Source organism: Leptolyngbya sp. PL-A3, assembly GCF_039962325.1.
Lineage (GTDB): Bacteria > Cyanobacteriota > Cyanobacteriia > Elainellales > Elainellaceae > Vacuolonema.
Genome location: NZ_JAMPLB010000014.1, coordinates 69,306 through 84,236, shown reverse-complemented (window position 1 = coordinate 84,236; position 14,931 = coordinate 69,306). Strand labels below are relative to the sequence as shown.

At 49.8% G+C, this 14,931-nt stretch carries 5 protein-coding genes; 4 read left to right on the top strand and 1 reads right to left on the bottom strand.

The window, feature by feature from the left end:
- Positions 1-157: 157 nt before the first annotated feature.
- The gene (locus NDI52_RS13000; protein WP_190775795.1) at positions 158-487 is read right to left on the bottom strand and encodes a YnfA family protein; all 330 of its coding nucleotides are present in this window, start codon (positions 485-487) and stop codon (positions 158-160) included.
- Between the two features lie 217 nt (positions 488-704).
- On the opposite strand from NDI52_RS13000, the gene NDI52_RS12995 reads away from it, so the two are divergent.
- From NDI52_RS12995 to NDI52_RS12980, 4 genes are all read left to right on the top strand, one after another.
- Positions 705-1,052 carry a helix-turn-helix domain-containing protein gene (locus tag NDI52_RS12995; RefSeq protein ID WP_190775796.1) on the top strand — a complete coding sequence of 116 codons (348 nt, stop codon included), beginning with the start codon at positions 705-707 and terminating at the stop codon, positions 1,050-1,052.
- Positions 1,053-1,125: 73 nt separating this feature from the next.
- Positions 1,126-5,820 (top strand): PAS domain-containing protein, encoded by a 4,695-nt coding sequence (locus tag NDI52_RS12990; protein WP_190789236.1) that lies wholly within the window; start codon positions 1,126-1,128, stop codon positions 5,818-5,820.
- Entirely contained in the window at positions 5,817-9,377 is a 3,561-nt protein-coding gene (locus NDI52_RS12985; RefSeq protein ID WP_190775798.1) for a PAS domain-containing protein, read from the top strand. Before NDI52_RS12990 ends, NDI52_RS12985 begins: the two co-directional genes overlap by 4 nt.
- A gap of 50 nt (positions 9,378-9,427) precedes the next feature.
- Positions 9,428-14,929 (top strand): PAS domain S-box protein, encoded by a 5,502-nt coding sequence (locus NDI52_RS12980; protein ID WP_348256436.1) that lies wholly within the window; start codon positions 9,428-9,430, stop codon positions 14,927-14,929.
- The last annotated feature ends 2 nt before the right edge of the window (positions 14,930-14,931 follow it).

Sequence of the window (14,931 nt, the reverse complement as noted above, 5' to 3'; positions counted from 1 at the left end):
TTCAGTTGTTAATTCTTGAACGTCCTGAATGGGACTGGCATTTGGATTCCAGATAAAGAGAAACTTTAGCCCCACATCGGAAACCGACGTCGTAACCGCACTAGGACAAACATTAGCAAGGGGTTCAAGGATTATGCAGTTCTTCTTTACAATAGTTTTAGGGGCGCGGAGCATACATCATGATGTAAACTCCAAGCAAACAAATGAAGCCACCCAACACATCAAAGTGATCAGGCTTTACACCATCAATACGCCATCCCCATAGAATAGAAAGCACGATAAATACGCCTCCATAAGCGGCGTAGATGCGCCCGAAATGAGTCGATTGTAATGTCGGAATAATGCCATAGAGGAAAAGCAGCACCCCTCCTATCAGGGCATAGCGCAAGTCTCGGGCTTCCTTGATCCACAACCAAATCAAATAGCCGCCTCCAATTTCACATAACCCAGCCAGGACGAAATAAATCAATGAATTAACCAGGGTCATTCAATTTCTACCCGTGAATGGCTCGACAATGCCACGCATCTTACCAGCCACGAATTACGAGCACAAACCCAGTTCAGGAGGAAGGCCACTTGCGATCGCTTCCCCAGATGGCACGCACCTGAACGGGCATCTCAGGCCCTCTCTCTAAAGACAGATTCTCGATTACGACTTATTAGGTAATGATGCAATATGACGAACGTCATAGTCATACAATCCTATGGTATTGGCTCCCAAAAGCGCATCCAAAGAAGCAGTGGTATTAAAACAACCTGAAGTAAGCAACCTGGTTCGTGAACTGCGTCAACTCATGCAACTGACCCAGGTGCAGCTAGCCGCTGAGCTTGGTGTTGCCTACGAAACGATTAACCGCTGGGAAAACGGGCACATGCAGCCGTCTGCCCTGGCTTTAAAACAGCTTCGTACTGTAATTAATCAGCTCAGCACCTCCCCCTCGGAATCCCTAAAGGATGGCAGTCAAGCCCTGCTACAAAAATATTTTGGTGGAAAAGATTTCACCCAAAAGGACACTACAGCACTGCACTCAATTACAGAAAAATCGACCTGAACCAGAATCCGCTCAATCGGCAGAGATTGTAACCGTCATCGTTTGGGATTAACAGAGCGGAGACACGTAACGTATGATTCAGCATCGTCAAGCATCGGATCAGCGATTTGCAGGAGATAGCACCATAGCCACAGAGATACGATCGCACAATTGGTCACAAACCTCTCTGGGTTCGATCGAAGCTTGGCCTCCGAGTCTCAAAACTACCCTCAATATTCTGTTTCATACCCCTTATCCCATGTTTTTGGCCTGGGGGAGCGATCGCATTCTCTTCTATAACGATGCCTGCTCCTCTTTATTAGGTCAGGGACAAGGCCCACAGTCCTTAAGTCAGCCCATAAACGACACAGATGGGATATGGCCTATGGTCTCCTCTATGGTTGAACAAGTCTTCGCAACCGGGCAATCGGTGCAACGCAATCAACGACTCCCTGCCAGGCTAGACCATAATACGGAGACACCCATTTACACCTGGTTCTACAATCCTCTCTGGGACAGTGATGGGCAAATCAGTGGGGTATTTGCGACAGGAATTCAGGGGACTGCTTCAAGCGAAGGCCAGTCTTTCCGCGTTAACAATGATCTTGTCGAGCCGCAAGTTGAGGAGGGCTGCATACCCGCAATTCTCGGAGAGCATGAAGACTTTCGTGACGTGTTCACGGTGACCAGTGTTGGCATGGCCCAAGCGGATATTAAAACCCGTCAACTACTCCATGTTAATGCAGCCTTCTGTAGCATTACTGGATACACCGAAGCTGAGTTGCTCGAACTTCGGGTGGATGATATTGCTCACCCCGACGAACGTGAAGGCGATCGCCAACGATTCGCTCGTTTGCTTTCAGGAGAAACAACAACCTACCAGGCAGAAAAACGTTATTTGCATAAGGATGGCAGCATCATATGGGTACTGGTAACCGGTAATGTGGCCGTTGATGCGAATGGGCGATCCTTACTGATAGCCGTTATTCAGGACATTACAGAGCGTAAACAGGCCGAGGACGACTTGCGCAAGAGCGAGGAACGATTTCGCCGAGTAACTCAGGCTGTTGATGGGCTTATTTTTGATTGGAACTTGCAGACCAACGAAGTCTATCGCTCGGAAAAGTTATACACCCTGATTGGCGTTGAGCCAGAAAACGCTCCGCCAGAGGCAAGCTGGTGGCATGAGCGGATTCATCCCGATGATGTGAGCCGTCTACAACCACGCATACACGAGCTGCTCATCAGTGCCGAACAACTTTATCAAACCGAGTACCGGGTTCGCCACGAAGATGGGCATTGGGTAGATGTATGGGAGCAATCCTGTTTAATTCGTGATGAACAGGGGCAGGTCATTCGCATCGTTGGTTGTACGGTTGATATTAGTGATCGCAAGCGTGCTGAGTATGAACGTAGTCAAGCGGATGCTGCTCTACGGAAAGGGGAAGAACGACTGCAAACAGCTTTAGAGGGTTCAAGTGGTGGATTATGGGATTGGAACATTACTACCAATGAAACCTATCTGAGCCCTCGTTGGTTAGAGATGCTGGGGTATCAGGAAGGTGACTTGCAGCAACATGCCCACACATGGGAGCACATGATCCATCCTGATGATAAAGCATGGGTTATGGAACGCACGGAAGCCCATCTCCAGGATGGCTCTGTACCCTACAAGTTTGAATATCGGCTGTTGTGTAAAACCGGGGAGTGGAAATGGATTGCCACTTATGGAAAAGTCGTTTTGCGAGATGCAAAAGGTAATCCATTGCGAATGGCAGGAATCCATCATGATATTAGCGATCGCAAAGTCAAAGAATTAGCCTTACAACGCAGTGAAGAGCGATTTCGGATTAGCCAGGAACTCTCGCTAGATGCATTTACAACCATGGATTGTGTGCGAGATGAGAACGGGGCGATCCTTGATTTTGCCTGGACTTATGTCAATCCTAAAGCAGCAGAAATTCTTCAGAAGCCAGCCGAGGCCTTGGTGGGACAGCACTTGCTAGACGTGTTCCCAGTCAATCGGTTCAACAGCGAACTGTTTGAACGTTATGTGCGCGTCGTCGAAACAGGAGAATCCCACGATATTGAACTCCAGTATGAGGTGAACGGAATTATAGGTTGGTTCCGCAACATGGCAGTAAAGCTTGAAGATGGCCTTGCGGTTTCCTTTAGCGATATCACAGCCCGCAAGCAGGCTGAAGCCGAGCGAGAGCATTTACTACAAGACCTGGCAACAGAGCAGGCTCGATTTGAGGCTGTGCTGCGGCAGATGCCTGCGGGTGTGATAATTGCTCAATCACCCTCGGGTCAACTAATCTTAGGAAATGAACAGGCCGAACAAATCTGGCGACATCCGCTTCTTCTCGCCGATGGGATTAACGAATACCGTGAGTATCGAGGTTTCCATGCCGATGGTCGGCCTTATGAGTCCGAAGAATGGCCATTAGCACGCTCATTAATGGCCGGTGAAGTTGTCACCCAAGAGGAAATTCGATTTTTACGGGGAGATGACACGGAAGGGGTCATGGAAGTCAGTTCAACTCCCATTTACGATCGGCAGGGCCAAATTATCTCGGGAGTTGTGGTCTTTCAAGATATTAGCGATCGCAAACGCATCGAAGAAGCCCTGAGGACGAGTGAAGAACGCTTGAGGTTCGCCATAGAGGGGGCTGACCTGGGTACGTGGGAATATGAGCTGGGAACCCGGAAAATTATCTGGTCTGAGCAATCCAAAATGATGTTTGGGTTCCCGCTTGATGCCGAGGTGGATTATGACAGCTTCATTCAGGCCATCCACGCAGACGATCGCGATCGCATTCATACAGCGGTTGAACAGACACTTGCCCAGCAAGATATTTATGACGCTGAGATGCGCACCGTTTGGGCTGACGGCTCCGTTCACTGGTTACGATCCATTGGCCGGGCGCGTTATGACCACCATGGGGTAGCAACCGACATGATTGGAGTGGTATTAGACATTACCAACCGCAAACAAGCCGAGTTGGAGCGTGAACACCTGCTGGCGCGTGAGCAACAATATGTCAGCCAGTTGCAGGGTTTGACGGCTGCGGCCCTGGCGATCAATTCGGCTCTGTCTGTTGAAGAAGTGTTGCAAGTGATTACCGATCAGGCCGCATTCATCATTGGGGCGCACCAATCAGTTATCAGCATGACCTTGAATCAGAACTGGGCGCAAGCTGTCAGTGCTGTCTACTTATCCGATAAGTATGCTCAGTGGCGAGACTATAACACCAAACCAGATGGGTCAGGTATTTATGCCTGTGTGTGTCACATGAATCATCCGATGCGGATGACCCAGGCTGAATTGGAAGCCCATCCCCACTGGAAAGGGTTTGGAGCAGAAGCTAACCATCATCCCCCCATGTGGGGCTGGTTAGCGGCTCCTTTAAAGGGACGCGATGGCAAAAACATTGGATTGATTCAGCTTTCTGACAAGTTTGAGGGCGAGTTTACCGAAGCAGATGAGGCTATTCTGGTACAACTGGCGCAACTGGCATCGGTTGCCATTGAAAATGCGCAGCTTTATGAAGCAGAGCAGCAGGCCCGAGCCCTGGCTGAGGTCGCCCGGGAGGAAGCCCAATCAGCTAATCGGTTGAAGGATGAATTTTTGGCGGTGCTGTCCCATGAGTTGCGATCGCCCCTCAACCCCATTCTGGGCTGGTCAAAGCTGCTGCAAACAGGCCAGTTTGATGAGCAGGGCACACTACAGGCTTTACAAACGATTGAGCGCAACGCCAAGCTGCAAACTCAATTGATTGAAGATTTACTCGATGTGTCGCGTATTTTACAAGGCAAAATGGCGCTCACCACCTGTCCGGTAAATCTCGTTTCCGTCGTGGAATCTGCGATGGAAACCGTGAGGTTAGCGGCCAAAACGAAAGCGATTGATCTGCAATGGGCTTTTGGTGATGTTGGCTCTGAGCCAAATCAGCAAAAGCCCATTGCTAAAACGCAATATTCCCAATACACGGTATTAGGGGATTCCGTACGGTTACAGCAAATTGTGTGGAATTTACTCTCTAATGCCGTTAAATTTACTCCCGGAGGTGGCCATGTAGACGTGAAATTGGAAGTGGCTATGGGTAGCTATGCCCAAATTACGGTTTCTGATACCGGCAAAGGAATCAAGCCAGAATTTCTCCCCTATGTGTTTGACTACTTCCGGCAGGAGGATGGGACGACAACTCGCAAGTTCGGTGGCCTGGGGTTGGGGCTGGCGATCGTGCGGTACCTGACCGAACTCCACGGCGGCACCATTCAGGTGGAAAGTGCTGGCGAAGGGCAGGGGGCAGTATTCACCGTACGCTTTCCGCTCCTCCACGGGGCTGTCGAATCAGGTAAGGCGATCGCCCCCAGTTCCTCACTCAACAATTTCAGCCATCTCAGCATCTTAGCGGTAGATGATGAGGCCGATATGCGCGATCTGGTGCAGGTTATTCTGGAACAACAGAATGTACACATACGGTTGGCAGCCTCTGCAACAGAAGCTCTGGCCATGTTTGACGAGCAACAACCTGACATTCTCATCAGTGATATTGGGATGCCTGAGATGGATGGTTACCAGCTCATACAGACAATCCGTCAGCGATCGCCCAAACAGGGAGGTCTCGTTCCCGCTATTGCTCTCACCGCCTATGCGGGAGAGTACAACCAACAACGAGCCCTTAATGCAGGGTTTCAACAACACGTGTCGAAACCGATTGAGCCAGAAGAATTGATAACCGCGATCGCAGAATTGGTAAATCCGGGACGAGAATTGACATGAGCTGTACAGATGCAAGCCTGCCAGGCAACGAGCATAGCATTCTAGAGCATCTGACCGATGGTGTGGCCGTTCTTGACAGTGAATGGGTTTTAACCTACCTCAACCGACAGCAGGCAGAGTGGTTTGGAGTGCCTAAAGCAGACGCGCTTGGCAAACCAATCTGGGAAATCGACCCAGCCTGGAATTGTTCTGAGGTTCGACAACCATTACAGCAAGCCATGACCACCCAAACCCCACTCCAGTTGGAGTATGTTTGCCCAAAGCGGCAGAACTGGTTTGAGCTACGGGTTTCCCCGACCGGCACAGGTCTAACAATCCTCGCGATCGACATTACTTCACGCAAGCAAGCAGAAGCTGGGTTACGCGATAGCCAGTCTCGGTTCCTAGCATTCATGAACCATAGCCCTGTTTCGGCCTGGATTGTGGGTGAATCAGGGCACCTGCTATATCTCAATTCCACCTACTTAGAGACTTTCTACTTTGATGAAGATGTGACCGGAAAACATATTTCCGAAATCTTTGAGCCAGAAATAGCTCAACAGTTTCTCAAAAATAATCAGCAGGTTTTTGAAACCGGGCAAGCTCTTCAAACCATTGAACATACCCTTAGCCCAGATGGCAGTATTCGCAGTTTTTTGGTGTGTAAATTTCCGATTTTTCATGAATCTGGGGAGAAGCTTCTGGGGGGAGTTGCCGTCGATATTTCTGAGCAGAAACGCACCGAAGCAGCACTGCGAGAAAGTGAGCACCAGCTGAGACTGGCGCTGCGTACAGCAAAACTGGGTTCCTGGCAGTATGACTTAACCACCAATACCCTCACCTGTTCTGAGCAATGTAAAGCCAACGTTGGGTTGCCTGCGGACGCTGAATTTACCCATGAAATTCTGTTTACCGCATTGCACCCTGAGGATCGCGATCGCGTTCAAGCTGCCATTCACCGATCCATTACAGAACATACCGATTATGAAGTGGAAGAACGCTGTTTCCACCCAGATGGGAGTTTACATTGGCTTATTGCTCGGGGCGGATTGATCTTCGACGACGAAGGTAACCCAAGCCGTCTTGTTGGCGTGACGCTCGATATTACCGAGCGCAAACAGTTTGAAGAATCACTCAAGGCAGCCAATCAAAGAGTTTCTAACATTCTTGAAAGTATCACGGATGCGTTCATTGCCTTTGACCCGGAGTGGCATTACACCTATGTCAATCAGGAAGCCGCAAAGCTGTTGGGCAGACCGGTCGAAGAGTTGTTAGGCAAGAAATGGCAAGATGTCTTTCCGGAGCTGGCTGAAAGCAGGACGCTTTTTAGCCAGCAGATGGAGAAAGTCATGGTCGAACGTGCCACAGTTCATTTTGAAGGGTTTTCTCCAGTGATGAATCGCTGGGTAGAAGCTTCGATTTTTCCAGCAACCCCCGGCATCTCGGTGTTCTTTCGTGACATTAGCCAGCGCAAACAGGAGGAACGGCGCAAGGCATTGCAATACAGCATCTCCCAAATTCTTGCCGAGGCGACAACGCTGGTGGATGTGGTACCCGCTCTATTGCAAAGCATGTGCCAGGCGTTAGGGTGGCAAGTGGGTTTAATTTGGAGAACCGATCGCACAGACTCCATCTTGCATTTCACCAATAGTTGGACTGAATCAACCATAACTCAGCGATTCATCGAGGCCAGCCAGCGTATCACATTTATTCCTGGAACCGGATTACCTGGGCAAATTTGGCGCGATCGCCAGCCCCGTTGGATTGAGGATTTGACGCAGGATACAAATTTTCTGAGAGGGAAGGCGGCATCCGAAGCTGGGCTGAAGGCCGGATTTGCCTTCCCCATTTTGCTGGGGGATGATTTTTTTGGGGTTATTGAGTGTTTTAGCGATCGCATCCAATCCCCTGATGCAGACCTACTTCAGTTGATGGCAGCCATTGGCAGACAAATTGGGCAATTTATGGAACGCAAGCAAACGGAGGCAGCGTTACGGGAAAGCGAGGAGTTATTCCAGAGTTTTATGAGCCATAGCCCAGTCGCCGCTTACATCAAAGATGAATCTGGACGATATGTTTATGTCAACACTTTAATTGAGCAGTTGTTTGATCGCCCGGCAACAGAATTGATAGGCCATACCGATGCAGACTGGTTTCCCGCCGAGGCGATCGAGCAGATTCGTGCCCACGATGCAGCGGTGCTAGCTAAAAATGAAGCCCTACAAATTCTGGAGACTGTACCCTTTAGTGACCAGGTGCGTCACTTTATGGCCTTTAAATTTCCCCTACAGGACGCCTCAGGGAGACGGCTTCTAGGGGGAGTGTCAGCGGATATTACCGATCGCGTTCAGGCGGAGGAGGAACGCGAGCGATTACTGGCCCGCGAAAAAGCAGCCCGAGAACAAGCGGAATCGGCCAATCGCATTAAGGATGAATTTCTGGCTGTGCTTTCCCATGAGTTGCGATCGCCCCTCAACCCTATTCTGGGATGGTCGAAGCTGCTTCAGCAAGGCACGTTGGACGCGCAAACTCATCGCCGTGCGCTTGAGACAATCGAGCGCAATGCCAGGCTGCAAACTCAGTTAATTGATGATCTCCTGGATGTCTCACGAATTTTGCAGGGCAAGCTGAGCTTGAGCACCTGTTCTGTTAACTTAGTGGGTGTGGTTGAAGCGGCCATCGAAACAGTACGGTTGGCCGCAGAAGCTAAACACATTCAGATTCATACCGATATAGCTCTTGAAGATGGCCGCGTATTAGGGGATGCGACTCGTTTGCAACAAATTGTCTGGAACTTACTCTCGAATGCCGTTAAATTCACTCCAGAAGGTGGCCGTGTCAATGTGAGCGTAGAAAAAGTAACGGGTCAGTCATCATCGGTTGCGAATCAATCCTCTGGCTCACTCCCCCACTACGTTCAAATTAGGGTTTCGGATACAGGCAAGGGCATCAATCCCACTTTTTTGCCTTATGTATTTGATTACTTCCGTCAGGAAGACGGCAAAACGACGCGCCAGTTTGGAGGGTTGGGACTAGGGCTGGCGATCGCCCGTCATCTCACTGAATTACACGGAGGGAAGGTCGATGTGGAGAGCCCTGGAGAAAGCCAGGGGTCAACATTTACCGTTCAATTGCCCGTGATGTCGCTAGCATCCACTTCTACGGATACAGTCTCTGGTCATCCACAATCCATTGATTTAAGTGAACTCAGAATTTTAGTCGTGGATGACGATGAGGATATGCGAGCATTAACGCAAGTTATCCTGGAACAGCAAGGAGCACAGGTTTCCCTTGCGGCCTCTGCGGCTGAAGTATTGCAGCTATTCGATCATCATCCGCCTGACATCTTTATTAGCGATATTGGCATGCCAGAGGTCGATGGTTATATGTTAATGCGACAAATTCGGAATCGAGCGCCAGATCAAGGGGGGCTTGTCCCGGCGATCGCCCTCACGGCCTACGCCGGAGAACATGATCAACAACTATCACTGAAGGTTGGATTTCAACAGCATGTGGCAAAACCAGTGGAACCGGAGGAGTTGGTGAGAGCGATCGCCACTTTAGTGCGGCGTTCTTAACGCCAATGATGCCAGCCTTGCTTCCCATGACCGTCATCTTGTGATTCCCTATGACAGACCTGCCCTTGCTGAGTGTTAACACGGCCCTCATACCTGCCAATGAACCAGAACGGTTGGCAGCACTCCGGCGCTACAACATTCTGGATACCCCACCAGAAATAGCGTTCGATCGCATCACGGCTCTGGCAGCACGGTTGTTTAATGTGCCCACAGCACTCGTTTCCCTGGTGGATGGATCCAGGGCGTGGTTTAAGTCTTGCTATGGCTTCAATCAACAGGAAGTGGCACGGGATGCGACAATTTGTAGCTTTGCTCTGCTCTGTGATGATGTTTTAGTTGTTCCCGATGCTAGACAGGATGAGCGATTTGCTTGCAATCCCTTTGTACAACGTGAACCCGGTTTGCGGTTCTATGCAGGTGCGCCCTTACTCACGTCGGATGGCTTTAATTTAGGAACGCTCTGTTTGTTGGACAGCAACCCCCGGGACAGCTTCACCGACGACCAGAAAGCGACGTTAAAAGACTTAGCCGCTGTGGTAATGGACGAACTGGAGTTACGATTAGCAGCTCGGAAAGTTGCTCAGGTCGATGCTGCTCTGTTAGAGGTAACTCAGGGAGTATCTGCCGTCACGGGCAAGGCTTTCTTCAATGCTTTGGTGCGACATCTCGCAAAAGCTTTAGGAGTAAATTACGCCTGTATTAGTTTGCTCACGGACGAGATCATAGAAACTGTTAGAACCGTTGCCTTTTGCGCAAAGGGCGAAATCGTTGATAATGTCGAATATTCGCTACAAGGGACGCCCTGCCGAGAAGTGATTCGTCAACAAAAGATCGGCTGCTATATCCACAGTGTTCAAAAGTTGTTTCCTGACGATCTCTTTCTGGTTTCACTGGGCATTGAAAGTTATGTATCAATACCTTTTTTTAGTTCCCAGGGGAAGCTGCTCGGTCTACTCGGCGTGATGGATGACAAACCCTTGGAAAATTCTGCGCTGGTGGAATCCATGCTGGCCCTTCTGGCTACACGTATTGCGGCAGAAGTGGAACGGCATCAAGCCGAAGAGAAACAACAGGAAGCCAACCAACGCTTGCAACTTTACGCGGATGTCGTTCGTAACACACAAGTCGGCATTGCGGTCTGGCAACTGGAAGACCTGGATGATCCGGGTTCTTTTCGCCTGGTTACGGCTAACCCTGCGGCTTCGGATGCACTGGGGTTTGATTTAGAACCCATGGTAGGGACAACCCTAGCAGAAAGTTTTCCAACGCTTCTGCAAACCCCATCCGCACAACAATATCTGGATGTCATTCGCACAGGGCGATCGCTGGATTTAGGCGAAGTCTCCTATAGCCGGGAAGGTCTTCCGGCAGAGTTGTACAGCCTTAAAATCTTTCCCTTGCCGGATCACTGCCTCGGCTTTGCTTTTGAAAATATCACAGCTCAAAAACAACTGGAAACCCAACTGCAAGAGAGCCAGCACTATAACCAGCAAATTGCAGAAGCTATGCCAGGTGTTTTATTTGTACATGACATCATTAATCAGGAGAATGTTTATACAAATCGCCAAATTGCTGATTTGTTGGGATATACCTCTGAACAAGTTCAAGAAATGGGAGCAAACGCGATTGCGACGTTGGTTCATCCCGATGATTTGCCGCATATCCTTGCCTACTCGGAAACATTCAAGACGTTAACGGATAGCGAGGTTTTAGGGATCGAGTATCGGGCTCACCATGCAAGTCGTGAATGGCGCTGGCTTTATACCCGCAGCGTGGTGTTTAATCGCACCGCTGATGGGCTACCTCGCCAAATTTTAGGTGTCTCTATCGACATTAGCGATCGCAAATACTCAGAACAGGCGTTGCAGAAAAGTGAGGCTTGGGCACGACTGGCAACACAGGTAGCCCAGTTGGGTGCCTGGCGATTGCATCTGGACACAAACCAGGTAGAAATGGATGAGCGGATGCGCCAGATTTGGGGAGAACCGGACGATGCTGTGATGGTTCCGCTTCCTGCCGTGTTAGAACGCATTCATTCAGCGGAGCGCGATCGCGTCGCCGATGCAGTGAATGCAGCCATTGCCTCTGACTCAACGGGCGCTTACGAAATTGAGTATCGCATTGTGTGGGATGACGGCACTGAACGCTGGGTATTGGCAAAAGGCCAGGCTCAATTTGAAGGCGAAGGGGCAGCTCGCCATGCTATTGATTTCTTTGGCACACTACTCGACATCACCGAACGTAAACAAGCCGAAGCCAATCTGGCAGAACAGGAACAGCGGTACCGCTATATCTTTGAGGCGGTTAATGTAGCGATCTGGGAAGAAGATTTTTCGAGTGTGAAAGTGGCGATCGATCAACTCAAAGCTTCAGGGATTCAAGATTTTCGTCAATACTTTGCAGAACATCCTGAATTTGTACAGCAGATGCTGCATCAAGTCAAAATTCTGGATGTCAATCATGCCGCTCTGCAAATGTTTGGTGCTCAGGAAAAAGCAGAACTGCTATCGTCTCTCGACCAAATCGTTGTGGCTGAAACACAAGCCACATTTATTGATGAGTTACTGGCGATCGCCAATGAAGAAACTTTCTTTGCCACAGAAACAGTATTACAGACGTTACAGGGCGATCGTCTTAATGTCTGGGTAAGCATTACCTTTCCACCAGCCTCGGAACCCTACGACCATGTGCTGGTTTCGCTGCTCGACATCACTCAACGCAAACAAGCCGAAGTCGCACTACAAGCTAGCGAGGAACGCTATCGTCATCTGGCAGAAGCAACCCCACAAATTGTTTGGACAACCGATGCGAGGGGTTTGGCGACATACTTCAACCCATACTGGTATGACTACACGGGTTTGAGTGAAGCCGAATCCATGGGTCTGGAAAGCATCAATGCTATGCATCCTGAGGATCGCGATCGGGTGCTTCAACAATGGTCAGTTGCGATCGAAACGGGAGAAGAACACAGCACTGAAATTCGCTTGCGGCGACAGGATGGAGTTTATCGCTGGTTCCTCTGCCGAGCCTTACCCGTACGTAACGCCAATGGGGAAATTACCAGTTGGGTGGGCACAGACACGGATATTGATGATCAAAAGCATATTCAAGAGATACTGCGCGAAAGTGAGGAACGGCTATCTCTGGCATTGCAATCAGCTCAAGCAGGCATGTGGCAATGGTTTAAGGCAGACAACTGCGTGATCTGGTCGAAAGAGACATACCGGATGTTGGGGTATGAACCAGAACAGTGTCTTTCCACCCTTGAAGCCTGGTATCAGGCCATGCATCCTGATGATCGCAGCAAGATGTCGCAGATCATACAACAAACCTTAAACGAAAATAGCAACCTTTATTTTGAATACCGAGTTTGCTTACCCGATGGTTCTGTACGCTGGCTTGCGGATATTGGACAAATCACCTATGACGACCAGGGCAATCAGGAAGGGCTGATTGGGATTCAAATCGATATTACCCAACGTAAACAAAGTGAATTAGAGCGTGAACGCAGTGAAGCCATTCTCAATGCCTTTCTGACAGCCTCCCCTATTGCCTTAACGCTCTTTGACCAAAACCTGCGTTACATCTATGCGAACGAAGCTCTGGCACAGCTTAATGAGTTGCCCCTTGGGGTGCATATCGGTCGGACTCTGCAGGATGTGGTACCCGATATGGCTCCTCAATTTGTCCCCATGTTGCGGCGAATTATAGAAACCCAGGAACCCGTCCTCGGCCTAGAGTACAGCGGCGAGATCCGGCCCGGTGTGTATCGGCATACCATCGCGAATCATTTCCCGGTTTGTCTACCCGATGGAGAAGTCTTAGGGGTTGGGGTTACCATCACCGATATTACCGAGCTCAAGCATATTGAAGCCGAACTCCGCCAACACACCCAACGACTGAATCTACTCTATGAAACCGCCCGTGACTTGCTTTCCTCTAAGCAACCTACGGAGTTGATGAATCGATTATTTGCCCGTCTTTCAGAGCAGTTAGATTTGCACTACTACTATCACTTCCAACTCACGGAGCAGGAAGGGCAGGAGCAGTTGCAACTGATGCACTATGCGGGTATTTCGGAGGAACAGGCGCAATTTTTTGGAACCCTGGATTTAGGTCAGGCCATGTGCGGTCTGGTAGCCCAGGAGCGACGTCAAATTGTGCTTAATCAACAGGAAATTGCCAGTCATGGTAATGCCCATGTGCTCTGTACCATGGGAGTATCTGCGTATGCTGGGCAACCCTTAATGGTGCATGGACGGCTACTGGGCACATTGTCTTTCGCCAGCCTCACTCGCACTCAATTCACCCCCGAGGAAGCTAATCTCTTACAAGCTATTTCAGAGCATGTAGCGATCGCCCTTGAGCGTGCAGAATTAGTTACATCCCTACAAAAACAGACAGAAGATTTAGCTCAGGCAAATCGGGTCAAGGATGAGTTTTTGGCTGTGCTGTCCCATGAGTTGCGATCGCCCTTAAACCCCATTTTGGGTTGGACAAAACTGCTCCAAACTAACAACTTCGATCCTATAAAAACAAAGCAAGCTCTCAGCATTATTGAGCGGAATGCGAAACAACAAACCCAATTAATTGACGACTTGTTAGACATCTCCAAAATTCTACGAGGCAAACTTGTTTTAGAAGAGGCCGTGGTTGACTTGCGCCGCACCCTTGAAGCGGCGTTAGAAACCATGCGGTTAGCCGCCGAAGCCAAGCATATTCCCATCACCATTAACGTTGAGCCAAACCTTCCGCCTGTTTTGGGAGATGCCGGACGGTTACAGCAAATTATTCTAAACCTGCTTTCCAATGCGATTAAATTTACCCCAACCGGTGGGCAAGTAGACGTCAGCTTAAAGCGTATAGGCGAGGAAGCACAGCTTCAGGTGAAGGATACAGGGAAAGGAATCGTCCCTGAATTTCTACCCCATGTGTTTGACTCATTCCGTCAGGAGGATGGGCGCACGACGCGCAAATTTGGTGGGTTAGGGTTAGGGTTAGCCATTGTACGTCAGTTGACTGAGTTACACGGGGGAACCGTACAGGCGGATAGTCAAGGGGAAGGTACAGGAGCTACCTTTACCATCCGCTTACCCCTGATGAAGATCCCCAACCTGGGAGCTGCCCCCCCCTCCGCGCAAGCTGCGGTAAGCCAAGGAAAACCGTTGCAGGGGTTGCGAATTCTGGTCGTTGACGATGAAGCGGATATGCGAGATTTGGCCGTTACAATTTTGGAGCAAGCAGGGGCACACGTTCAAACCGCTGCATCAGCGATGGAAGCCCTATCCCTGGTCGAGCAATTTCAGCCCAGAGTCATGGTTAGTGATATTGGGATGCCAGATATTGATGGATATGAATTAATGCGGCAGTTAAGACGCCGATCGCTACATCAATCCCAACCGTTGGCAGCGATCGCCCTCACCGCCTATGCCATGGAACAAGATCAGCAGCAAGCCCTGGCGGTCGGCTACCAATGCCACTTCGCTAAACCTATTGAACCGGAAGTATTAGTCGAAGCAATCGCAACCTTAGCGGCGGCTCAGGAGCGATAACC